Annotated in this window: 21 protein-coding genes; 4 read left to right on the top strand and 17 right to left on the bottom strand. The window is 63.3% G+C overall.

The window, feature by feature from the left end; translation table 11 throughout:
- Positions 1-138: 138 nt before the first annotated feature.
- Both ABSG20_RS00355 and ABSG20_RS00350 read right to left on the bottom strand, forming a co-directional pair.
- Positions 139-1,272, bottom strand: coding sequence for an LLM class flavin-dependent oxidoreductase (locus ABSG20_RS00355; protein WP_423862484.1), 1,134 nt, complete (start codon positions 1,270-1,272; stop codon positions 139-141).
- Between the two features lie 52 nt (positions 1,273-1,324).
- On the bottom strand, positions 1,325-2,245 hold the full coding sequence (locus ABSG20_RS00350) for a LysR family transcriptional regulator (RefSeq protein ID WP_423862483.1): 921 nt from the start codon (positions 2,243-2,245) through the stop codon (positions 1,325-1,327).
- A 258-nt stretch (positions 2,246-2,503) separates the two neighbouring features.
- On the opposite strand from ABSG20_RS00350, the gene ABSG20_RS00345 reads away from it, so the two are divergent.
- On the top strand, positions 2,504-3,187 hold the full coding sequence (locus tag ABSG20_RS00345; RefSeq protein WP_423862482.1) for an acyl-homoserine-lactone synthase: 684 nt from the start codon (positions 2,504-2,506) through the stop codon (positions 3,185-3,187).
- Positions 3,188-4,292: 1,105 nt separating this feature from the next.
- Here ABSG20_RS00345 and ABSG20_RS00340 read toward each other — a convergent pair.
- From ABSG20_RS00340 to hutH, 10 genes are all read right to left on the bottom strand, one after another.
- On the bottom strand, positions 4,293-5,216 hold the full coding sequence (locus ABSG20_RS00340) for an alpha/beta hydrolase (RefSeq protein ID WP_423862481.1): 924 nt from the start codon (positions 5,214-5,216) through the stop codon (positions 4,293-4,295).
- A 26-nt stretch (positions 5,217-5,242) separates the two neighbouring features.
- The gene (locus ABSG20_RS00335; protein WP_423862480.1) at positions 5,243-5,707 is read right to left on the bottom strand and encodes a hypothetical protein; all 465 of its coding nucleotides are present in this window, start codon (positions 5,705-5,707) and stop codon (positions 5,243-5,245) included.
- 74 nt (positions 5,708-5,781) lie between these two features.
- Positions 5,782-6,633, bottom strand: a complete 852-nt coding sequence (locus ABSG20_RS00330) for a hypothetical protein (protein ID WP_423862479.1) — start codon at positions 6,631-6,633, stop codon at positions 5,782-5,784.
- A 16-nt stretch (positions 6,634-6,649) separates the two neighbouring features.
- Positions 6,650-7,792, bottom strand: a complete 1,143-nt coding sequence (locus ABSG20_RS00325) for a type III PLP-dependent enzyme domain-containing protein (RefSeq protein WP_423862478.1) — start codon at positions 7,790-7,792, stop codon at positions 6,650-6,652.
- Positions 7,793-7,822: 30 nt separating this feature from the next.
- A complete protein-coding gene (locus ABSG20_RS00320) occupies positions 7,823-9,421 on the bottom strand; it encodes a class I adenylate-forming enzyme family protein (RefSeq protein WP_423862477.1) in 1,599 nt (532 codons plus the stop codon).
- 51 nt (positions 9,422-9,472) lie between these two features.
- Entirely contained in the window at positions 9,473-10,267 is a 795-nt protein-coding gene (locus tag ABSG20_RS00315) for an ABC transporter permease (protein WP_423862476.1), read from the bottom strand.
- Positions 10,260-11,225: an ATP-binding cassette domain-containing protein gene (locus ABSG20_RS00310; RefSeq protein ID WP_423862475.1), complete on the bottom strand. Its 966-nt coding sequence runs from the start codon at positions 11,223-11,225 to the stop codon at positions 10,260-10,262. Before ABSG20_RS00310 ends, ABSG20_RS00315 begins: the two co-directional genes overlap by 8 nt.
- Before the next feature lie 56 nt (positions 11,226-11,281).
- A complete protein-coding gene (locus ABSG20_RS00305; RefSeq protein WP_423862474.1) occupies positions 11,282-11,524 on the bottom strand; it encodes a phosphopantetheine-binding protein in 243 nt (80 codons plus the stop codon).
- A gap of 50 nt (positions 11,525-11,574) precedes the next feature.
- Entirely contained in the window at positions 11,575-12,021 is a 447-nt protein-coding gene (locus ABSG20_RS00300; protein ID WP_423862473.1) for a DUF2141 domain-containing protein, read from the bottom strand.
- Between the two features lie 195 nt (positions 12,022-12,216).
- Complete coding sequence (gene hutH, locus ABSG20_RS00295; protein WP_423862472.1) at positions 12,217-13,761, bottom strand: histidine ammonia-lyase; 1,545 nt, start codon at positions 13,759-13,761, stop codon at positions 12,217-12,219.
- 263 nt (positions 13,762-14,024) lie between these two features.
- Between hutH and ertE the strand changes: the two genes are divergently transcribed.
- A complete protein-coding gene (gene ertE / locus ABSG20_RS00290; RefSeq protein WP_423862471.1) occupies positions 14,025-15,290 on the top strand; it encodes an N-carbamyl-l-glutamate amidohydrolase ErtE in 1,266 nt (421 codons plus the stop codon).
- 12 nt (positions 15,291-15,302) lie between these two features.
- Here ertE and hutU read toward each other — a convergent pair whose 3' ends face one another.
- Together hutU and hutI are read right to left on the bottom strand one after the other, a co-directional pair.
- Positions 15,303-16,967 (bottom strand): urocanate hydratase, encoded by a 1,665-nt coding sequence (gene hutU / locus ABSG20_RS00285; protein WP_423862470.1) that lies wholly within the window; start codon positions 16,965-16,967, stop codon positions 15,303-15,305.
- Positions 16,968-16,993: 26 nt separating this feature from the next.
- On the bottom strand, positions 16,994-18,226 hold the full coding sequence (gene hutI, locus ABSG20_RS00280) for an imidazolonepropionase (RefSeq protein ID WP_423862469.1): 1,233 nt from the start codon (positions 18,224-18,226) through the stop codon (positions 16,994-16,996).
- A gap of 122 nt (positions 18,227-18,348) precedes the next feature.
- Between hutI and ABSG20_RS00275 the strand changes: the two genes are divergently transcribed.
- On the top strand, positions 18,349-19,710 hold the full coding sequence (locus ABSG20_RS00275) for a formimidoylglutamate deiminase (RefSeq protein ID WP_423862468.1): 1,362 nt from the start codon (positions 18,349-18,351) through the stop codon (positions 19,708-19,710).
- Entirely contained in the window at positions 19,707-20,447 is a 741-nt protein-coding gene (gene hutC / locus ABSG20_RS00270) for a histidine utilization transcriptional repressor HutC (RefSeq protein ID WP_423862467.1), read from the top strand. The genes ABSG20_RS00275 and hutC overlap by 4 nt, the downstream gene beginning before the upstream one ends.
- A 17-nt stretch (positions 20,448-20,464) precedes the next feature.
- Here hutC and ABSG20_RS00265 read toward each other — a convergent pair whose 3' ends face one another.
- From ABSG20_RS00265 to ABSG20_RS00255, 3 genes are all read right to left on the bottom strand, one after another.
- On the bottom strand, positions 20,465-21,292 hold the full coding sequence (locus ABSG20_RS00265; protein WP_423862466.1) for a hypothetical protein: 828 nt from the start codon (positions 21,290-21,292) through the stop codon (positions 20,465-20,467).
- Between the two features lie 333 nt (positions 21,293-21,625).
- Positions 21,626-23,044, bottom strand: coding sequence for an eCIS core domain-containing protein (locus tag ABSG20_RS00260; protein ID WP_423862465.1), 1,419 nt, complete (start codon positions 23,042-23,044; stop codon positions 21,626-21,628).
- 76 nt (positions 23,045-23,120) lie between these two features.
- Positions 23,121-23,849 (bottom strand): hypothetical protein (locus tag ABSG20_RS00255; RefSeq protein ID WP_423862464.1); only part of this gene is annotated, 729 nt, incomplete at its 5' end.

Genomic DNA, 23,849 nt, shown 5'->3' with positions numbered 1-23,849 from the left:
TGGAAGTGTTTGCAATTGGAAGTCTCTGCAATTGGAAGTGTTTGCAATTGGAAGTCTCTGCAATTGGAAGTCTTGGCAACCGGAAGTCTTTGGGACTGAATGTGTCATCTGATCGGCTTCGATCAGACTAGCGCACGCTTAAAGGCGTCGATCGGCTCTCAGTCCGCGCCTCTCAAGCCGCGGTAGGACTTCGTCGAGAAAATAAGGCAATTCCTGCCGGTAGTCGACAAAACCGAGAGTTGTGCCGTCGAAGCCGGCGGCGCTGATGGCCGCGAGATCGTCCGCGATCATGTCGGGGTCGCCGACCAGGGCACGGCTGCCGTGGCCAGCGGCGAAGCTGAACTTGATAATTTCCTGAGTAGCTTTCGGCAGCGTTGCAACATGCGGCATCATCGAACTGACGAGCGTCTCCACGGCCTCGCGATCGGCATGCTGGATGGCGTAGTAGCGGTGATAGTCGCGTGCATCCCGCGCTGAAGGCCGGCAGACCACGTGACAGAAGGTGAGGGTGCCGACACTCCTGTCAAGCGATTGTGCCGTCGTCCGCATGCTTTCAATATCGGTCTTTGCGGTACGCAGGTCCAAGGAGGCGGTGAAGAGAAATTCGGAGTTTCGCACAGCGAAGTCCCGACCATCCGCCGACATCGCTGCATTGAAAATGGGCACCGGGCAGGCGATCGGCCGCGGCGCGCCGCTGACCTTGCTCAGTTTGTAGAACTCGCCATTCCAGTCAAACGGCGCGGTCTCGTGCCACAGCCGCCTGACAATCGCCAGCCATTCGGCCGCCATCGCGTAGCGTTGAACACGATCGACGTCGAGCGGCAGTCCGAGCGCTGCGAATTCGGGCCGATTCCACCCGACCACAACGTTCAATCCGACCCGTCCTGCGCCGATTTGATCGAGCGTCGCGATCTGCTTGGCGACCACGACCGGATGGTGGATCGAGGTGTGGGCGGTCGTGAACACGTTGATGCGGCGGGTTACTGCCAGCAGTCCCGCGGCCCAGGTCATGGGATCAAGAACATCGGCGTGGAAGCCGGATGTGCCGCCATAGCCGATCCAGCGCGCGATCGGGAGCAAAAATTCAAGGCCGGCCTCGTCCGCCAATTGAGCCACGGCGACATTGTTTTCCCACCCGTTGCGCCACCGTTCCGGCACGGTTGAAGCCGCCAATCCGCCCGAGCAGTTCATGCCAAATAAACCAAGCTTGAGGCGATTTTGGTTGCGGATCGGCGGCATGGGCGCAAGCCGCGGGGGAGAAATATGTTTCATCGTCCCATCTCCTTTGCATGGTGTGAGGCTGTCGGATCCTGCCGAACGATGATCATGGCGAGCGCGATCCGTTCGGCGCGGGGAAGGCTTCCCTGACGTAATTGTCGAACACCCTGACCGCAGCGTTGGCAGTGTCGCTCTTGCGATGATAGGTCATCACCTGCAGCGGAGGCAGGCGATCTGCGAAGGGGACGACGGCGAAGCGGTGGCCATCATGCGAAACCGTCGTCGCGGGGACGATGTTTTCGATCGCGAAGCCGAGACCGCGGCTGGCCATGGCACGGATCAGGTCGGGAGAATTTGATCGATAGGCGACCCGTGGTTCAGCATTGAGCGACTTGAAAAGTCCGCGAACGTAGCGGCGGCTCTCGGGCGACACCGACTGGAGGAACGGTTCGTCGATGAGGTCGGCCAGCCGTATCGACTTGCGCTTTGCCGAGGGGTGGTTGACTGCAATGATGGCATAGGGGGGCAGCGCGGCGACCTCTCCGCTGACGATGCGGTCGTCCATCGCGTGCCCGATGCCGATGCCGAATTCGATTTTGCCGGCCAATAACGCGGCGATCACGTTGTCACGTTCGTTCTCTTCCTTCACCGCCAGCGTCATCGCGGGAAAGCTGCGCCCAAACCCATCAAGCAGCGCGGGCAGAAAGCGGATCGCGATCGCGACCTGGCAACCGATCCTGAGCTCCCCGATCCGTCCGGCGCTCAGGCCCACCGCTACCGCCTGGAACTTCCTGACGTGCCCGAGCAGAACCCGGACTTCGTGGATGAAGTCTTCGCCCAGGGGCGTCAATGTCACCCCGCGGGACGAATGACGGTGATAGAGCTTGGCGCCGATCCGCCGCTCAAGCAGGGAAACCGCCGCCGAGATTGAGGCTTGCGAGACGTCGAGGTGCCGGGCAGCGTCGGTAAAGTTGGCGAATTCCGCGGCCGCGTCGGCATAGATCAGTTGTTGCAAAGTAAAATCCATGGAGTGCGACAGTCCCAAAGCGCGCGGTAGCGCGCGTATACCAGGCACATCACAATGCCTTTGACCGCGGTGGTTGAGACCTACCAAGGTTAGCAGGGTGTCATGTTGCGGCGCGCCAGATGCCGGGAGTGGGGCTGGTATTGAGGCCCAAAGCAAGCGGTGGCGGCCCTCCTACCAGACTCGGTAGCTTCATGAGAAAAACTGATGGTGACAGTCTGTGGCTAGTGCCGCATCAGCGGACGGGGCTGGGGAAGGACCATGACAGTACTGGTATTGAGCTGGGAAAATGCACATTTGCACGGTGAAGCGTGGATCTCTCATCACCGTCTCCGTCATCAGATTTTTGTCGGCCGGCAGAGCTGGGATGTTCCGACTTACAACAGTCTCGAATATGACCAGTTCGATACGCCGGCCGCCAGATACCTGGTTTGGATTGATGACAACGGCCAGGCGCGGGGGGTGGCGCGCCTGTTGCCGACGACCCGTCCCTATATGATCAAATCACTGTGGCCGGAACTTCTGCAGCATTCACCCCCGGAGACCGAGACGATTTGGGAGGCGACGCGCTTCGGCTGCGATCGCTCGTTGACCCCGTCGACACGCCGACGAGTCGTCGCGGAACTGATCTGCGGCTGCCTCGAATTCGGTCTCGCCAACGGCATCAGCCAATATCTTGGCTTGATGCCGGTAGCTGTGTTCAACCATGTCATCATGGCCGCGGGCTGCAAGGTCGAGATCCAGGCGGCGAACTTCCACATGGGCCGTCACGACGTCGCCGCCGGGTATATCGACGTCACGCTGTCAAGCCTGCTCGAAGTCCGCTTGCGTGCGGGTATCCGGCAATCGGTTCTGCATGGTTCGAGCGGCGACGTTTCCCAGCATGGGTCAAATGATGGCGTCTCCCGGCGTGAACGGGCCATCGTCGATAACATCGCGGCTTGACCGATCTGGTCTGCGCGCCTGCGGGCCGCGACGGCTGCGGTCGCGAAGAGCGCAGGCAGCATTGCGAGCCTGATGCTGCCTCCGGCTTTGGTGGGCTTTGGTGCGAGGGAGGAGAGACCTTCAACCGCTCGCGCTTGAGCTATCGATGGCATGCGGGCGGTACGGCAGTGGGGCCCGAGATCCGGTCAGCTGCGAGCCGGCTGCGGCGGCGCCTGGGCAGCTTCGAGAAAGTCGATTTGCAACGCGGCCAACATGGCCTCGCCGGCCCCCCGCGGCGTTTCTCCGCCAAGGCGGGCGACCCTGCGCCCAAGCATGAAAGGGTTAACGTCGAACCACAGACCCGCCTGCAAGGAGGGTTTGCGGAAAAACAGCCGACGCATGACCAGCGCGAAGACGTTTTGTCCCAGCGGGTCGCTGGCTTTGAATTTTCCTAGCGCGATCTCATGCGCGGGCGCGGGGTCGGCCTCGTCCGCGCGGTGGAAATGGATACGCTGCGCGACCGATCCGACGCAGCGGCCGAGGTACTGGCGCGCCATCGGAAATATGAACGCGCGGTCGATTTGGCGATCCAGCCAATCGTCGGACGAACGAACGGGCAAGCCAAGCGCGATGCGCCGATGCTCGCGCAGAACCGAAATGCGTTCGATAACGATGGCGCGTGCGTGCGGCTTCAGGCGATCCAGGAACGGTTTTGGCTGGCTTGGCGGCAGCGAGACAAGAAGCTGTTCGTCGTCAGGCAGGCGATCCGCCAAGGCCATGAGCGCGAGCAGATGCGTGTTGACCAGGGGCAGGCTTAGTCGCGCCGCGACGGCGCGCGCGGTAGCCGACATGCAATAATTCGGCAGGTCAGCCGCACGGTCCGGTGTCGCATCAATAAAGCGGACGCGTTTCACTTCGGCCGGCGTCCCTGCGCGGGAAAGGCCCGGGCCGGTCTTGTCGTTTACAGGGGTTACCCCCGCTACAAGGCCGAAGCAGGCCAGATCGCAGAAAGCCTCAAGCGTCGTCAAACTTGCGCGCTCAGCGCCGGCTCCGACGATACATTCCGTCTTCTGCGCGGCGTGCAGAGCCCCTGGTCGTTCCTCGAAGCGCCGAAATGCATTCGCGTTCATGGCTTGTGCCCTCCAATGTTGGCGCCAATCCATTGGCTCAAGGCGCGCGCGGACTTCAGCAGGACGGTGTAGTGATCGCCATCGGCGTAGTTGATCGCGGTCATCGAGCAGTCGGGCGGCAGCGCCCATGGCAAGACCGTTTGAACCGCGGCCGAATTGACGTAGGGGTCAGCGCCGCCGGTGGCCAGAAACATCGGGCAGGAGATCGCGGACATCAGGGTTTCCAATCGGCCGGCCCGCATGCCAGCCACGGCCGCCGCGCTGTAGCTATAGGGGGCCTCGTTGCGCATCGCCGGAAAAGTCAAGATCGCGCGCCGTGCGCCGAGGCCGGTCAGTCGCGCCAACAGATATGCTGCGTAGGAGAACCGGATGTTGATCTCGTCACTGGAGCGTGGTGCTGGCACCGGCGCTTCAAGGCCAAGCCAATAGCGCAGGCTTTGCAACCGGCGCAGAAAGCGATTGTCAGTCGGAAACAGGGTGCTGTCGTCGGCGAAGGAGGGCGTCAGCAGCGCGATGCCGGCCGCCGAACGTTCCGGCAGGATCGACAGGGCGTTGAGCGCAATCGCGGCGGACCCTGAATGCGCAAGCACGAAGAGGGGCAGGTCATGCATGCGCCGTAATGTCGAGAAGCAACACGCGAAGTCGTCGGTATATTGGGATGGCCGGTCAAGGTAGCCTGGGGTGCCCTCGGAGAGGCCGTGTCCGCGCGGATCGATGACGACGACCTTTATCGACGCGCTGGCCAACAGGCGCGCGAAAGTCACATAGAAATCCCCGTGCATGGCCCCGCCAGGCAGCACGATTGCGCATGCCGTCGCGGGTTTGCTGGGTTGAAAGAAGCGAAACCCGATTTTCACACCATCGGCCATGGCAAGGCGCATGATCGACAAAGCGCCGTGGGTCGACTGCAGTTCGAACATGGCCTGGTTCCGCTTCGGCAGGTGTTTCAATGCGTAGCTTCGATGGAAGTTGTGCCGCCGCCGGCTGCCGGCGCGCTGAAGCCCAGCTTGTTGAGCTCGCTCGTCAGCAGGTTGAAGCGCGCAGCGCCGCCTTCCGGCGGATTGTGCCAGGCGATCTCGACCTCGTTGTTGCCGACCTCCAGTGGATGACGTACGAACCCCTCGTGGATGCTGAGGAACGAAAGACCGGCGCTGAGCAACCGGGCAATCTCGCATTCCAGCTCAGAGACGATGAAGACGGTTTCGCGCGCCAATATAGCCGGCATCCGCCCTCCCGCCGGCACGCGGCTGTGAAGCAGGATGCGTTGGAGGGTGTCACCGAGAACGGCGTCAATGGTCTGGAAGATCCGGCGCATCAAATCGTGCCGCTGCGCGAAAGATAACAGCACGGGTGCCCATTCGGCCCGCGCCATCAACGCCATCGCGGTAAAGTCGGCCTCGCTGGTCAGCACAGCGGGATGGGATATCGAAGGGATCGGCAACCCCGCATAGGGCGACGATCGCAGTCGGCCGGAAAATGTCGGTATCATGCGGCAGCCTCGACCAGTTCGTCTTCGGATTCGGCTTCGGAGAGAATGAATCGTCCGGCGTCCGCGATCTCGACTTCGGCAAAGCACCAGTAGCCGCTGAGCGCGATAGAGGTTGCCAGATAGTGGTCGCTTGGCCCATCAAGGCCGCGTTGTCGATGTTCGATCAACGCGATCCACGGATCAGAGCCGAAGCTGTGGCCGTAGTCCGCATTGCGGTTGGTCAGCAGCCGTTCGCTCGGCAGCAGGCGGTCGTAGAGTGTCGCGATGTTGGGGGGAAAATACGGCGCGCAGACCCGAAGATCTTTTTTGACGGTCATTACCGTGCGCAAGTCGACGCAGAATTCGCCGAACGCGTTCGCGGATTTCGAGGTCTGGCAATGGATGAAATCGTCCTGCGAACAGCGCAGCACAATCGTTGTCAGTCCGAAGCCCGAGTCGCCCCACATTGAATTGTTGCGCCAATACGACAGGCCAAAGATATTGAGATCGAGAATCGAGATCACGATGTATGGCGCCGTTGGCGCGCAGTTCTTCGCGTAGCGGAGAACATAACCCCAGGATGCACATTCATAGGCTGTGACAATGTTTTGCGGCGCTGACCGGGTGTGCTTTCGCGCCGCGCTGGCGATGGCGGGCCACCGCAGCCACTGCGACGTAAAGGGCACATCAAGCATCGTCGAGACGACCATATTGAGCCCGACGCTTTGCGCGGGAATATCACCGAGTGCAATTTCGATCTGGCGTCCGAGCAGCGCGCCGAGTCGATCGGCGACGGCATTGCTGCCATGCAATACCAGCGCGCTCCATGCAACGGTGCGCTTGTAGACTGCGGCTTCGAGCAAGTACATCGGTCTAGCCCCGGTCTCAGAGAACGTAGGAGGCGGCGTAGCCTTGGCCCAGATATTCGCCGGGCGTATAGGTTCGGCAATAAGCGCCCGCCTGCGGGAAGAAAAGCAGATCGCCCGGATTAAGGTCGGTGTTCGTTTCCGCGAGGATATCGTCGCGACTGAGTGAGCCTCCGACGATGGTGGTGACCGCGGCGCAGCGGGCGGCATTTGATTGCCGCAGCTCGAGGCCTGCCCCGCAGACCAGCGGATTTGACTTGAGCTGCTGGTCTCGCGCCGCTTTCGAGAGCAGATACGCTTGCGCCATGCCGCCGTCGCAAATGGCGTAGCTGCGGCCATTCACGTTTTTGCGCGCGACCACCTTCGTGACGAAGCATCCGGCGGATGCAATCGCGGCGCGGCCGACATCGTGGATGATTTGGATGTGCGAGGCGAATTTGGCTATCTCCGCGCGATAAGCGGCGAAATCGTGACCTTTGTTTTCCCAGCCTGCCTCGAGGCCGGCACCGATCGTGATCACGTCCAATGGCCCGCCGAGCTCGGCCTCGACCTGCGCCGCCAGGTCCCGCATTGCTCGAACGATGGCCAAAGATCGGCCGCCGAAGCTGTTTGCGCCGCCAAAGACATAGAGGCCGCCGACCGGAACGCCGTGACGCCTGGCCAATGCGATCGCCAGTCTCAGATCGTCCCAGTCCATGCCGAAGCGGCTGACGTCATCGCCGCCGCGATCCGAGCATCCCTCGATCAGCCCGACGCTGACGCCGAGGCTGATGGGGACGACCTCACGCTTTCCTCGCAGGCTGGCCAAGAGCTCAATCTGCTGTGACGCATCGACGATGAGGCGGAATCTCGCGCCGAGCACTGCGCGCATGGTTTGCTCGTCCATCGACGGCAGCGTGACGAATGCGTAATCGGTGCGCCAGCCCGCGACCAGTCCCATTTCGGCCTTCGAGGAGCAGCGCACCCCGAAACGAACGTCCTCGGCCTGGCGCATCAGCAAATCGGAGTTTGGGCAGGCCGAAACAGAAAAGATGACCCGCGTGCCCAACGCGGCGCCAAGCTTTCGCATCTGCCGGCTCATTTCCTCGGGTGAGAAAACATACGCCGGCGTGGCAATCGGCTGTCCGACCAGTTTGTCGATCCATTCGGGATGTGTTCGCATGAACGTAAGCTCGTTGGGAGTTGGCGGGGTTCAGAACGCAGCCGAGGCGCTGTCGAACTTGGCAAGCGCCGCGGCATCGATCTTGCCGTTGGCGGTGGCCGGGAATTGATCGACGAAATGAAATACGCGCGGCATCAATGAAGTCGGGATTGCCGCCCTGAGCTCGCGGATGATCCGCAGTCGTTCGGCGCGTTCCACCGGGGTTGCGGTCTGCAGGAACAGCACGACGCTTTCGTCGCCATTCGCCTCGAACCGGCCAATGGCCTTGGCAATGACGATGTCCGTGTGTTGTTCGGCCAATATTTCGATATCACGCGGATGGATGCAATAGCCGCCTTGTTTTATCAGCGATTTGGCACGGCCGCGAAAATAAAACAGCCCGTCCGCGTCGGTTGAAAACAGATCCCCGGTGGCCAGCCAGTTATCGTCGCGATAGTGCCCGCCTACCAGCCGCGCACCTGCGCCGGCGTCGCTGCGATGATAGCTCTGCATCACGGCAGAGCCGCGTACGTAAAGCTCGCCCGTCTCAAAGGCTGCCGCTTCGCGCAATTCTCCGCTATCGCTTTCGACAACGACTTTGGCATCGAGGCCGGGCATGGCGCGTCCGACTGAGCCGGCCCGGTTGGGGTAGCGGTCAGTGTCGAGATAGAGCGCCCGTTTCGATTCCGTCAGCCCGTACATCGGCATGATCTTGGCTGAGGGAAAGGTCGCACGAAGTGAGTCAATGGCACTGTCCGACAGATGACCGCCGGTATTGGTGATCAGGCGCACGCTCTTTGCCTGGGTTCCGGCCAGCTCGTTGAGCCGCGCCAGGCTCGAGGCAAGCGCAGGAACGACGGGAAGGACGGACGGGCGTAGCCGCTCGATCAGCTTCACGATCGTGACGGAATTAGTTTGTGAGCCGTTAAGGATCAGGGTGCAATCGGTGAACAAAGCGAGCAGCAGTTGGTACAGCCCGTAGTCGAAGAAGAACGGCGGGATACAGAGGATACTGTCAGCCGTATTGAGGCCGAGGTAGGCGCTGATGCTGCGCAAGGCGCATATCACATTGTGATGCGACAGCAGAACGCCCTTCGCGGCGCCGGAACTCCCAGACGTGAAAATGATGAGAGCAAGATCCGCACCGGTGATGCGTTTGGGCCGGCGCAGCCGGATCAGCTCCTGTGGCGGGTCCTCCCGGTCATGACCATGAACCTGCCCGTCGACTGCGATGGTAGCTGTTGCCTTGGCTTCCGCTGCAATCATCGCCTTGACATTCGCCGGCGCCTGCGGGTCAGTCGGGCAAACCGTGCATCCGAGCAGCCAAAGGGCGAGGAACGACTCGGCGACATCAAGCGTATTGCGGGCTTCGATGATGACGACGTCGCCGGCGCGAAGCCCCTCGGCCGCGAACCTTCGCACGGCGTCTTCCACCCGTGATGACGACAGAGCCTTCCCCGCATCATCTTGAATGCGGCCGAGGCGGCCATCCCGCGTGGCGCCCGCGACGAGGTCGGTGACGCTGTGGGCCCAATATTCCGGCGCGCCCTTTGGCAGTTCGCCGGTCACAGATCGAGAGGCCGACTGGTACAAGTCGTTCGGGGCATGACGGACAGCGGATCTCTGTGGGTTTATGATACGGGTGTTCACGGCAAGCACTCCTCAGGCGATCTGGCATCAGCGCGGGTTGACGGACGGACTTCAGGTCGCGACCATTCGGGGGCGGAGCGCGATCAGTCGGCTGGCCAGCGCGATGACGGCAAGCCCGACCACGAGCAGGGCAGCGATGGTCGCGGCGATCGTGCTGCCGGAATATTCCCCGGCGTAGACCGCGCGAACCGTGTTCACCAGGGCCAGGAAGGGCGAGAGTTGGATGGCCGAAGCCAGCCATTTGGGAAACAGCGCGGCTGGCAGGAAAAGGTCCGACAGGAAGATGATGGGCACATTGATGACGTTGCTGACCGCGTAGCCTACCCCGGGCCGGTCAATCAGTGCGGCCAACAACAGGCCGGCGCCGACAAGAACGAGCGCCGCGCTGGCCAACAGCGTCACCAGCAAAAGCAGATTCCATGGCGTGACCGCGTTCGCAGTGGGCGCCAACCGGGAAAATGCACCGATGAAGACCAAAAAGAAGATCGTCAGGATAATGACGCGTGAGGCCGCCAGCCCCGCGATAAAAATGCCTTTGTGGAACGGCATGAACTCGAACAACCACAGACGCGCATTTGCCTTGTGCTCGATCAAGGCGGCGGCGACGCCGAACATCGAGGCGCTGATAGCGGTCATGACCGCGAGCCCCGAGATCAGGTAGTCGGCATAGCTCAAACCCGGTCTGCCGCGGCCCGCAGTGCCAAAGATCGCAAACAGCACGAAGAACATCAGGATCGGGTAGAAGAAGGTCCAGAAGATTGCAGCTGGCGTCTTCATGTAGCTCTTCGATTCAATCCTGAGGAAGTGGACAAACAGCGCAAGGCGTTGCGAGACGGCGTCAGTCATTTTTCACCTCCTGCATGAGATCTGCGGCATCGGGAGACCACAGCGCGAAACGTTCAAGCTCGACCTGTGCCGCGGCCTCGATCGCGGCGCGTCGTAACGGAGCGTCGCCGAAGGCCTGCAGTCCGTCGCGGGTGAGCCGAAAGCGCACGCCCGCTACAGCTGCGAGCGCTGATTGGACGTGGCTTTGAGCCGCGCTGTTGCCGGCGAACAGGCAGCCGACCGGGCCGAACAGCTTGCTGATGAGCTCGCGTTGGGGGCCCTGATGTTCAACGCGGCCGTCGCGCAGAAACAGTATCTGGTTGCTGATGGCGACGACGCGCGGTGAATGCGTGATGAATATCGATGATGCGCCGTGGTGGCGCGCGCGGGTCAGCAAATCGCAGAAGACGGCCTCAAAATGCCCGTCCAGATTCGACGAGGGCTCGTCGAAGATCATCAGCTCCGGCGTATGCGCCATGGCCATGGCCAGTTGCAGACGCTGCTTCTCGCCGGACGAAAGCGCGCCAAATCGTTTGCCGTCGAGTTCCGCAATCCGAAAGGCGTCGAAGATCGCCGGATCGGAAGCGGCGTAGACCCGGCGGTGAAGTTTGACGATGTCCTGCACCTTGTATTGCTCGTTGAACCCGACATCCTGCAGTTGGACGCCGATGCGCGCCCGCTTCGCGACCGGCAATTGCCGAACCGGATGACCGAACAACTGAATGGTCCCTTGGCCTGACGGCCGTGAGCCGAGAAGACAGGACAGCAGGGTGGTTTTTCCCGATCCGTTCGGGCCAATTAGCGCAGTCAGACTCTTGGGAGGCAAACGGAAGGCAGGCAGTATCAGCGCGAAGGCCGGGGATAGCGCGCAGTGAAGGTCGTGAACCTCGACGGCGGCGTCGCACGCGCCCAGCGAGGGCTCCCATACGCTGCTGGCTTCTGCCGGAGAGAGCCCGTCCGTGTTGACGATCTTGTTCATGGTGAAGAGGCTCCGCGAACTGTGAGCTTCCGAGCTCGAGTGTTTCGGCAATCCAGTCAGGCAGGCAACGGCATCAGCGAATTCATCTGGCTGTCGATCTCCCGAACGGTCGTGTTCTCATCGATGTTGATCGCATCGTAGTCCAGTATGTTGGTGTAGACCTGCTGACAGATGATGATCATCTCGACGACGTTGAGCGAATCGACGCCGATTTGAGACAGTGGCCGATCGAGGTCGACTTCGTCGATCCCCAGCATGTTCTTGATTCCGTCCGAGAGTTGGCAAAGCGTGTCGGTCATTTTAAACCCCTTGAGCTTGATATCCTGGCGCGGGTGCAAAGCGGGCCGGCTCACATACCGAGATCGATCGTCTTGACGGTAACGCCGTCGCCCACGGTGAAAGCCGCGTCCGCGAAGTCGGGCGCGCGCATCGCCGGTTTGGCGTTGTTGCTGATGCCCCAGGGTTCGGCGGGACGTCCGTACGGGCCGCTTAAATCAATCTTGCCGAGCCGGCGCAGGTCCTGGAACGCCGACACAGCGTAGCGACCGTTCGGGACCTCAACCTTGACCGAATATGGCGGCTGGTCCGCCGGCACCGAGACAAGCTTGGCGCCGCTGGTGTTGGTCGAGTCCAGGAACTGGTCAGCCCGCGTTTCATCGAGAATTTCTATTTTAATAGGTCCTTTGCCTTGCTCGACGCCGCTGAAGTGCAGAACGAGTTCGGCCGCAGGGACGGGGGTGATGGTGCCAAGGCCGACGATGGTTGCCAGAAGGCTGGTCGCGGTTTTGGTGATCATGGTGGTCTCCCCAAACGGAAAGGCTCGATGCCTTTTCGAGCAGGAGACTAGCTTGAGAGGGCAGTGGACGAACCTACGCAGTCTGGTAGGGTTTGGCTTGCCGGGTGACGCGGTGGACACGGGTCCGCGGCGCGCGCGCCCCGCGAGAACCGCAGGCGCGGGATCGCCGCGGTTTGGCCGTCGACGGCGGTTCGGTTATTGCCCCGGCCCTTGCAGGAGCGGGAACAACGTGGCTCCCGCTCGCTCGGTGAGCGCGCCGGAACCAATGAGATCGGCGGCGGTGGCGATGTCGGGGGCCATCAGACGGTCGTCGGACAATGGTGGCACCGCGCCGCGCAGACATTCCCGCACCCGCTGGAGCGGCGGGCTCGAAGTCATCGGGGCATGGAAGTCGCAGCCCTGCGCGGCGGCGAGCAGCTCGATGGCGACGATATGGGTTGCGTTCTCGGCCATGGGACCGAGCCGTCGCGCGCCGTGGGCGGCCATCGACACATGATCCTCCTGGTTGGCCGACGTCGGGATCGTATCGACGCTCGCCGGGTAGGCACGCTGCTTGTTCTCGGAGACGAGCGCCGCCGCGGTCACCTGCGCCATCATGAATCCGGAATTGAGCCCGGGCTTCGGCGTCAGGAAGGCCGGCAGGCCTGATAGTGCGGGGTCGACCAGCATGGCGATCCGCCGCTCGGCGAGCGAGCCGATCTCGCACAGCGCGATGGCGAGCATATCGGCCGCGAAGGCGACCGGCTCGGCGTGGAAATTGCCGCCAGACAAGGCCTCGGTGGTTTGGGCGACAATCAGCGGATTATCGGTGACCCCGTTGGCCTCGATCACAAGCGTGCGCGCGGCAAAGCGCAGAACGTCGAGGACGGCGCCCATGACCTGCGGTTGGCAACGCAGGCAATAGGGGTCCTGCACCCGGTCATCGTTGAGGACATGCGAGGCGCGGATCGTGCTGCCGGCGATCAGGGCGCGCAGACTGGCGGCGACATCGATCTGGCCGAGTTGGCCGCGCAGCGCGTGAATCCGGGGATCGAACGGTGTGTCGGAGCCCTTGGCCGCGTCGGTCGACAGCGCACCGGTCACCAGCGCCGCCTGGAACAGGCGCTCGATCGAAAACAGCGCCATCAGCGCCTCGGCGGTTGAAAACTGCGTGCCGTTGAGGAGCGCAAGTCCCTCCTTCGGCCCGAGCACGAGTGGCGCAAGCCCGACGCTCGCTAATGCGGCCTCGGCAGGCCTGCGCTCGCCGGCGACCCAGGCCTCGCCGACGCCCAGCAACACACCGGTCATGTGGGCGAGCGGCGCAAGGTCGCCCGAGGCCCCGACCGAGCCTTGGCACGGTACCACTGGGATCACGTCGCGCGCGAGCATGGCTTCGATCATGGCGACCGTCTCTCGCCGGACGCCCGATGCACCGCGACCGAGGCTTGCGAGCTTCAATGCCATCATCAGCCGTGCGCTGTCGCGCCGCATCGGCGCGCCGACGCCCGCCGCGTGCGAGAGCACGATATTGCGCTGCAGACCAGCGAGATCGTCCGGCGCGATGCGCACGCTCGCGAGCCTGCCGAAGCCGGTGTTGATGCCGTACACGGGCACCCCCTTTGCAACGATCGCCTCCACCGCGCGGGCCCCCGCCTCGACTGCGGGAATGGCTGAGGGATCGAGCATCACCGTGGCACCCGCCGCGATCGCGCGCCAATCCGAAAACCTCGTCTGGCCTGGAGTGAGGATGATCGCGGTCATCGGCCGAGCTTTCTGAAGGTCGCCGGCAGCCTCAAGCCGGGGGCTTTCTACAGGTTGACCATTCGGCCCGGGCCCTGAACGCTGACGTTGCCAAATCCCGTTGCTTTGGGCAGAACAAAATGGCCGCCCACAAGAATGCTCCCCTGAGGCCCAAAGGTCGAGAGGCCCTCCGGCCCGTTTCGTTGCCGCCGATGGCCGGGTGTTGGCCGAACCGGGACAGGGACATTTCGTCAGCGCCTCACGCGCATTAGACCGGGGACCACATGAAAACCAATCTCCTGCTCGACGCCGATCGCCTCTGGGCCGACGTGTTGGCGCTTGCTGATATCACCGACCCGGCACGGCCCTATACGCGACGCTCGTTCACACCGCTGTATCTCGCAGGCCGCGCCTTTCTGGCGCAGCGGTTCGCCGACGCCGGTCTTGCTACGCGGATCGATACCGCCGGCAATCTGATCGGCCGGATCGAGGGCCGCCATCCCGCGCTTGGCGTGATTGCGATCGGATCGCACAGCGATACCGTGCCATCAGGCGGGCGTTTCGATGGCGTTGCCGGGGTGGCGGCAGGGCTCGAAATCGTTCGTGCACTGCGCCAATCCGGCACATTGCTGGATCATACGATCGAGATCATCGATTTTCTTGCCGAGGAGCCCAGCGAATACAGCCTCTCATGCGTGGGCAGCCGCGGCATGACCGGTTCGCTCGACGGCGAGATGCTCGCTCTCACCGAGCCCGGAGGAGAGCAGTTGCGCGACGCCTTGCGGCGCGTCGGCGGCGACCCTGACCGCCTGGATCAGGCCGGACGTAACGATATCAGCGCGTTTCTGGAGCTGCATATCGAGCAGGGCATTGTGCTCGAATCCCGCTCACTCGACGTCGGCGTCGTCACCTCGATCGTCGGGATCCGCCGGATCGAGATTATATTCCAGGGCGAGGCCGATCATGCCGGCACCACGCCGATGGGGCTGCGTCACGATGCGCTCGTGGCCGCCGCGAACACGGTTTCCGCGGTCCGTCGTGCCGCCGAACAACTGGCCGCCGCGGGATCAGACTACTTCGTCGCCACGGTCGGCATCCTGACGGTCGATCCTTCGGCTTCAAACATCATACCGGGACGGTGTCGTCTTGTCATCGACGCGCGGACGACGGATCAGGCATTGACGGCGCGTTTTGTCGACATCATCGAGCGGGAAAGCACGGACCACGCCGCGGCGGCGCGGGTCACGCGCGCCCGCTTTACGACCTTGTCGGACGGCCCTCCGGTTCTCTGCGACGCCGATCTGCGTTCCGCCTTGCGCCAGGGCGCACGCGATTTGGGCCTCGCTGTGACCGATCTGCCAAGCGGTGCGGGTCACGATGCGGCGTTCATGAGCCGGATCTGTCCGTCCGCCATGGTGTTCGTGCCATGTCGCAAGGGCAAGAGCCACGCTCCGGAAGAGTGGGCGGATCGCGAAGCGATCGCCGCAGGTGCCGCGGTCATCTATCAGGCGGTCAAGGCGCTCGATCTGTCCTTGCCGCGGGAGGCATAGTCAGGCCCCTGATCAGCACAGGCTCGGCAGGTCGAGATTATTTTCGCGTGCGCAGGAGATCGCGAGGTCGTATCCGGCATCGGCATGACGCATCACACCGGTGGCCGGATCGTTCCACAGCACGCGGCCGATGCGCTTTGCCGCCTCGGGCGTTCCGTCGCAGACGATGACCATGCCGGCATGCTGCGAGAAGCCCATGCCGACGCCGCCGCCATGGTGCAGCGACACCCAGGTGGCGCCGCTGGCGCAGTTCAACAGTGCATTCAGAAGCGGCCAGTCCGACACCGCGTCGGAGCCATCTTTCATCGCTTCGGTCTCGCGGTTGGGCGAGGCGACCGAACCGGAGTCCAGATGATCGCGCCCGATCACGACCGGCGCCTTCAGTTCGCCCCGCGCCACCATGTCGTTGAAGGCAAGCCCGAGCCGGTGGCGGTCGCCGAGGCCGACCCAGCAGATGCGCGCCGGAAGTCCCTGGAAGGCTATGCGCTCGCGCGCCATGTCGAGCCAGTGATGCAGCGCCGCGTTGTTCGGCAGCAATTCCCTTACCTTGGCATCGGTGCGATAGATGTCTTCGGGATCGCCTGACAATGCCGCCCATCGAAATGGACCGATGCCGCGGCAGAACAGCGGCCTGATATAGGCCGGCACGAAACCCGGGAAATCGAACGCGTCCTTGACGCCTTCTTCGAGGGCCATCTGGCGGATATTGTTGCCGTAGTCGACCACCGGAATTCCCATGCGATGAAAATCCAGCATGGCGCGGACCTGTTCCGCCATCGAGGCGCGCGCCGCGCGCGCAACAGCCTTGGGGTCGGTCTCGCGGCGCGCTTCCCATTCGGCCGTGGTCCAGCCCCTCGGCAAATAGCCGTTGACGGGATCGTGCGCCGAGGTCTGGTCGGTGACCGCGTCGGGCCGAACGCCGCGCCGCACCAGTTCGGGAAAGATGTCGGCGGCATTGCCGAGCAAACCGACCGACACCGGCTTGCGGTCGCGGCCTGCCTGTTCCATCATCGTCAGCGCTTCGTCGAGGTTTTCCGCCTGGCGGTCGAGATAGCGGGTGCGCAGGCGCATCTCGATCCGTGACGGCTGGCATTCGACCGCCAGGCAGGACGCGCCGGCCATCACGGCCGCGAGCGGCTGCGCGCCGCCCATGCCGCCAAGACCGGCGGTCAGAATCCATCTGCCCCCGATATCGCCGCCATAATGCTGCCGTCCAAGCTCCGCGAAGGTCTCAAAGGTACCCTGAATGATGCCTTGGCTGCCGATATAGATCCAGGAGCCGGCCGTCATCTGGCCATACATCATCAGACCCTTGCGATCGAGCAGGGCAAAATGTTCCCAGTTCGCCCAATGCGGCACCAAATTGGAGTTGGCGATCAGCACGCGCGGCGCGTCGGCATGGGTACGAAACACGCCGACCGGTTTGCCCGACTGCACCAGCAGCGTCTCGTCACCTTCGAGGCGCTGCAATGTCGCGACAATACGATCAAAGCTTTCCCAGTCGCGCGCGGCGCGGCCGATGCCGCCATAGACCACGAGTTCCCCGGGCTTTTCCGCAACGTCGGGGTCGAGATTGTTCATCAGCATCCGCATCGGCGCTTCCGTCAGCCAGGACTTCGCTGACAGCGCGGTGCCGCGGGGGCTGCGGATCACGCGGGCATTGTCGATGCGGGTCATATCTCTAGTCCTCGCAGCAAGAGGCGTCAGGTGCGATGGCGCGGGGCATCCGAGATGCCGTGCCACACCCGGGCATAAAGCGGATTGAAGCCCATCCGATAAACGAGTTCGGCGGGCCTCTCGATATTCCAGATCGCAAGATCGCAATATTTTCCGGCCTCCAGGCTGCCCGTTGCCTTGAGCAGCCCGAGCGCGCGCGCCGCCTCGCGCGTCACCGCAGCGATGCATTCTTCGACCGTGAGGCGAAACAGCGTCGCGCCCATGTTCATCGCCATGAGCAGCGACGTCAGCGGCGAGGTGCCGGGGTTGCTGTCGGTCGCGAGCGCGATGGCGATGCCGTGGCGACGCATCGCTTCGATCGGCGGCAGTTGCCGCTCGCGGATGAAATAGAACGCGCCGGGCAGAACCACGGCAACGGTACCGGCCCGGCCCATCGCCGCGACGCCGTCCTCGTCGGCATATTCGAGATGATCCGCCGACAGCGCGCCAAAGCGCGCGGCAAGCGCGGCCCCGCCAAGGTTGGAAAGCTGATCGGCGTGGAGACGAACGGGCAGGCCGAGGCTAACTGCCTTGGCGAACACGCGCGCGGTCTCATCGGGCGAGAACGCAATGCCCTCGCAAAAGGCGTCGACCGCGTCCGCCAGGCCTTCGGCGGCGATCGCCGGCAGCATTTCATTGCAGACCGCGTCGATATAGGCGCGGCTGTTGCCCTTCATTTCGGGCGGCACCGTGTGCGCGCCGAGGAAGCTTGTTCTGGTCGTGACCGCGCGCAAACTTCCGAGCCGCCGTGCCGCGTGCAACTGGCGGCGTTCGGTATCGAGCTCGAGGCCGTAGCCGGATTTGATCTCGATGGTCGTGACGCCCTCGGCGATCAGCGCGTCAAGCCGCGGCAGCGCCGCGGCAATCAGCGCTTCGACGCTGGCCTGCCGCGTCGCCCTGACCGTCGAGAGGATGCCGCCGCCGGCCTGCGCGATCTCCTCGTAGCTCGCTCCGCTCAGGCGTTGTTCGAATTCGAACGCGCGGTTGCCGGCATGGACGAGGTGGGTGTGACAGTCGATCAGCCCGGGCGTGATCCAGCGGCCATCGCAATCGGTTCGCTTCGCATCCGACATCGACGGTGCCTCGGCAGCCGGGCCGGCATAGAGGATGCGGCCACCGGCGCAAGCGACGATGCCGTCATCGACCAGTCCGAGGCCCTGGCGGGACGGCGAAAGCGTTGCAAGACGACATCCGTGCCAGATGTGATCGACTGACGTCATGAACCCTGCTGACAAGAACTCCGGGGCCGATACGAGCTTGGCAGTTTGCCAATTTGTCTATACATATTAAATGGGTGGGGGATTGTCCAGACTTTCGCTGCGCCGGAGATCGGAGCTCGAACGTGGCCGGATTCTTTTTTGACGAAGCCCTGTTGACGCGAGGCTGGGCGCGCGACGTCAGGATCGCGGTCGAGGCCGGCCTTATCGTGAGCATCGTCAGCGGCGGCGCGGCGGAGCCCGGCGATGAGCGTCACGGCATCGGAGTTCCCGGCATTGCCAATCTGCACAGCCATGCATTCCAGCGTGGAATGGCGGGCCTCGCCGAGATCAGGGCAACTTCTGCCGACAGTTTCTGGACTTGGCGGGAGCTGATGTATCGTTTCGTCGGCCGCATGACGGCGGACGATATCGAAGTCGTCGCGGCTCAGGCCTATGTCGAGATGCTGGAGACGGGATTTACCCGGGTCGGCGAGTTTCATTACATTCACCACGACCTCACCGGCGATCCCTACGCTAATCCAGGCGAACTGGCCGAGCGGATCGCCGCGGCGTCACAGGCAACCGGCATCGGCCTCACTCTGCTGCCGGTGTTTTACGCCCATGCTGGTTTTGGCGGTCGCGCGCCGGCTTCCGGGCAGCGGCGTTTTGTCAATGATCTCGACCGATATTCGCAACTAATCGAGGCGAGCCGCCGCGCCGTGGCGGGGCTTGAGGGGGCGCTGGTTGGTCTCGCGCCGCACTCGTTGCGGGCGGTCACCCCTCGGGAACTTGACGCCGTTGTCGCGCTGGCAGGCGCAGGCCCGATCCACATTCACATCGCCGAGCAGACCCGAGAGGTCGATGAATGCATCGCGTGGTGCGGGCAGCGTCCTTTGCAATGGTTGTTCGACCACGCGCCGGTCGATCGCCGCTGGTGTCTCGTTCATGCTACCCACGCAACCCCAATGGAAATCCGTGCGCTTGCCGACAGCGGCGCGGTGGCCGGACTATGTCCCGTGACCGAAGCCAATCTTGGGGACGGAACATTCAACGCACCGGAATTCAACAGTCAGAACGGGGTGTTCGGCATCGGCACGGATTCCAACGTGCTGATCGGCGTAAGCTGCGAATTGCGGCAACTCGAATACGCGCAACGTCTGGCGTTGATGGCGCGAAATGTGATCGCGTCCGGCGACACCACCTCGACTGGCCGCGCCTTGTTCGACGGCGCGCTGAGAGGCGGTTCGCAGGCGCTCGGCGTGACCAGGGGCGGGCTGACCGAGGGTGGCTTTGCCGATATCGTCAGTCTCGATGCCGAGAGCGCTGCATTGGCCGGCCGCTGCGGCGATGCGATCCTCGACAGCTGGATCTTCGGCGCCAACCGCTCGCCGGTGGATTGCGTATGGGCGCGCGGCCGCAAGGTGGTAAAGGACGGCCGGCATGTCAGCCGGGAGCGGGTCGCGCGGCGCTTCCGTGGGGCGATCGAAGGCTTGCTTCTGGCATGACCGCAAAATTCAAGCCTGGCGCAAAGGGGACGACGAAGGCGCTGTATCAGCGTATCCGCGGCGATATCGAAGCCAGGATCACATCCGGCGACTGGCCGCCAGGGTATCGCATGCCGTTCGAACACGAACTGATGCAAACCTATTCCTGTTCCCGCATGACCGTGAACAAGGTCATATCGGCGCTCGCCGCGGCGGGTCTGGTGGTACGCCGGCGCAGGGCCGGCAGCTTCGTGTCGCGGCCGCGGGTGCACACCGCGATCCTCCAGATTCCCGATCTCAAAGGCGAGGTGGAGCAGCGCGGCGAACGCTACGCATACCGGCTGATAGATCTTTGCAAGCGCGTTGCTTCGATGCGCGACCGATCCCGCCTTGGCGTCGGCGTTCGCGCACCCGTGCTGGCCATGCGCTGTCTGCATGAGGCGGAAGGCCAACCCTTCGCGATCGAGGATCGGCTGATCAATCTGCAGGCGGTGCCCGACGCGCTGCAGGAAGACTTCTCAACCACGCCTCCGAACACCTGGCTGGTGGGTCACGTGCCCTGGACCGAGGCCGAGCACCGCATCACCGCCTGCAATGCCGATACCCGCACAGCCGAGGAGCTGAAGATCGAGAAGGGCGCGGCCTGCCTCGTGATCGAGCGGCAAACGTGGCGCAATGGCGAGCCGATCACGTCGGTGCGGCTCACCCATCCCGGACACCTCTATGATCTGATCGCGCGGTTCACTCCGACCGGCTGAAGACTTTGCCGAAGCGCTCAAGCGAAGCTGTGATACATCGGCGTCGCCTTCAATTCGGCGTCGCCTTCTGTCCAGATCGAGGTGATCTCGTCTTGCGACAGCAACCGGTTCCAGATCGCCAGATGCGCGATCGATCCCTTGAAACCGGTATCCTGAGTGCCGCCGACACCGAGCGGCCCGGCGCCCGCCTGGGGATGCACGTGAAACTCCGGATATTCGTATTTGTCCTGCGGGATGCGCGCGGCCTCGACATTCTGCTTCCACAGCACGCAGCCCGTCGTCAGATCGTCGGGCGCGATCCATGGCTCCGCCTGCCCGATCAGGAAGATCCAGTTGCCGGCCTGGATCGGCGTCGCATCGTTTGCCGAGACGCCAAACTCCATATAGGCGCCGGCGCCTTTGCCCGCGGGTGAGCCCAGGTTGAACGTATAAAAGGACAGCCGCGAATGGCGGGTCGGGTTGGTCTGGTTGTAAAAGCGCATCGCCCATTCGACATCGCTTGAGGGCGCGACCGCCTTTTCCAGAACATGCACATATTGATCTGAGGTTCCGGCCACGTTCGCATTGTCGAGCGCGAGCGGGCAAATCCACACGGCGACCGAAAGCGCATTAGCGAAAGGTTGCGAGTATCGGGGATCGCTCTCGATCGTCAGGCGACTGCCGAGCGCGCCATCGAAGAAGGGCGCCCGGATGGCGCCGAAGGGCATGGCCGCAAGTGTGATCCCGGCGGCGGGCACTGAGGCATCATGCAGGCCCATCTCGTCGTGGCACGAAGTGCCGGCGGCGTCGTCCAGCGGCCAGTAGCTTGCAGGTTGGGTAGCCAGGATCGCGGTCTTGACGGTCATTCTCCATTCCTCCTTCGATCTGCGGGGAGAGTCTGATTGGCGCGCCTTGTTCACTCCGAGTTCAGTAACCTTGCCGACCACAAAGGGCGGCAACCTGTCGTTCAGAATATGCCAAAACGGCTTTGCCTGTACGCGGTGCTTCAAGAATGCTCCATCCACTGCATCCAGTTTCCTGGCCGCGACCTCCATCCCCGCCAGTGCGGCAGGGTATTGCGCATGAACGTCATCTCCACCATGCGATCCTCCGAATTTGCGACCGCCTGATCGGCGCTTGGCTCTCGCCGCAGGTCCAGAGGCCTGTGTTTCGTCTTCTTGCATCATCGTCTGACATCCTCAGTCCCCCGCCGCGGAGCCTGCGTGCATGGCGAATCCTGAATAACTATCCGGATTGTTGAGCGTATCGCTGTTGCTTCTCATCAGCCGGAACAGGGCCCCAATGATCGGTATACTGCTGAGGAACGACAGAATTCCGCTCCCGCGCGGCGACAGTCGATTGAAATCCTTGCTGCTGGAATACTCACGATCCGTGGTATGAAGGGCATTGTGCGTCGACTCGTGAATGATTGTGTCGATCTTGAATTTCGCGTCGGCGGATTTCGTGTAAGCGTCGGTACAGACATGAAGGTCGCCGAAACACGTCCACATCAACCTCCCGTCGATGCACCATTTTTCTGAACTGCCGCACAGAGTGCTGGCATCAGGAGCGCAATTGAAGCGAACTGAACGCATATAGCTGCCGATGCGCTGATAATTTTCGCGAACGTCGCGGACGAAACCGTCGTCGATTTCGCCGGTGTTCGCGGGATCGAAATAGTGCCGAAAGCTGGCCTTGTCGGTGGGATCCATCCTCTCGAAGCCGCTCGACAGAACGGTAATGGCTCGTTGCACGTGCGTTAGCGCCGCTCGATGGTTGTCCCTCAAGTCACTTTGGAGGCCCTCCGGACAAGATTCGAAGTTGGTTTCGAGGCTTTTGTGCCTCGGCTCGCTTTCGTCACCCGGGCTCTGGCGCTGAATGACCGGCGTTGCGACGCTGCTCAGCGCGCTCGCGGCGGCGCGCGCGTCACCAGACCGCGCGATCGCATCGGAGACGGCCTCGGCCTCGCGTTCCGCGGACGCGTCCGGCAAACCAAACCTCAGATCTTCAGAACTGTTTGCGTCGTTCGCCACCGGCGGCTGCTGCAAGACATGCGTCAATTCGTGCGCCAGCAACTTCAGTCCGGCGGCGGTCCGAGGCGCGTATTGCCGGGGGCCGAATGCGACGTGCGCGCCGACGGTGTAGGCCCGCGCATCAATTGCTCGCGCGGACTCCGCGGCCTTCGTATCGGTATGCATCCGCACCCGACTGAGGTCGTGACCGAAGCGCGGCTCCATGAAGGCGCGCACCGCCGGATCGAGCGACTGGCCCGGTGATCCCAGCACCTCCCGCACCCCCGACGGGATCTCGCTTGCGCCGATGAGCCCGTTGCCGCCAGGGAAACGTGGCGCGCTTGGCAACGAAGCTTTCCCGGCTCCCCGCTGCGCACCATCCCAAGCCGATGCCGGTTGATTGTGCTCGCCTGGTTCCGACGGCCATATGCTCGTTTTCGACAGCGACCAACCCGGCCCGGCCGGCGCAGCCCACCGCACCTCATCCGCCGCCCGCTCTGGCTCCGGTTCGGGCGCGCGGCGAGACGCGCCGGTCCGCGGTGCGCGCGACGCGGGCCTCGAATGCTTGGCCGTATCGGCCACGTGCATGGCGACGGCTCGGCTCATCGGGTTGTTCCGGCGCCGCACGCGCGCCGGCCTGGAAGTCGGCGCGTTTGCATGGATGTGGTTCGCGGCCGACCCATTAAACGGCCCTCGCGGCGTCTGTTTCGCCAGGGGCGACCTCCCGGGCGGCGACGGCCGATCCCTTGGGCACCACGGGCGGCGGCGTCACGTATTTCATGATGATCATCTCCGAGCATCGGCCGATCGCCGCTTTGCGGGCGACCGGATCCGGCGTGGTGCAGGCGGAGTCGCGGCACCCCTTGTAGTCGGCGAGCGCCTGCGGATCTTGACGCAAGGCGTCGTTCACGAAGGTCAGCGTCGGGTGGCCGATATTGGTCGTCTTGAGATCGCTCTGAATGATCGAGATGATGATCTGTTGGGCTTGTTTGTTGACGTCGATGAATTCCTCGCATGGATTGCTGGCGCCCGGGCCGAGTTCCCGCAGCAGCTTGTCCTCGGCGGGGGTCCCCTTCACGTTCGCAAGCGGCGGTGCCGAACTGTCGGTGCCGGCGCCGGCGAGCGGCGAGGCCGGCGAGCCGGCGGTCTTGCACGACGCTTCGAGGTCGTCTACGGCGTGAATGAGTTCGTGCACAATCGTGTCGACGAGCTCCTGTGGGTTTGCGGTATGCTCGGGCTTGGTCGGGTTGATCTCCAGTGTGTGCTGGCCGGGCGAGTATCCGCCGAATCGTTCGACCCCACCGATCTTGAGCCCCGGCGTGACCTTGAGCCCGAGCGGCCCGAGGTCCATCTTGGGCGTGGCCTTGCAGGCCGCCATATAGTCCCAGAGACCCTTGAATTGGGCCTGCGA

Source organism: Bradyrhizobium sp. (assembly GCF_049512235.1).
Classification (GTDB): domain Bacteria; phylum Pseudomonadota; class Alphaproteobacteria; order Rhizobiales; family Xanthobacteraceae; genus Bradyrhizobium.
Note: the sequence above shows the minus strand (reverse complement) of the source record. Positions and strands in the feature narration are given on the sequence as shown.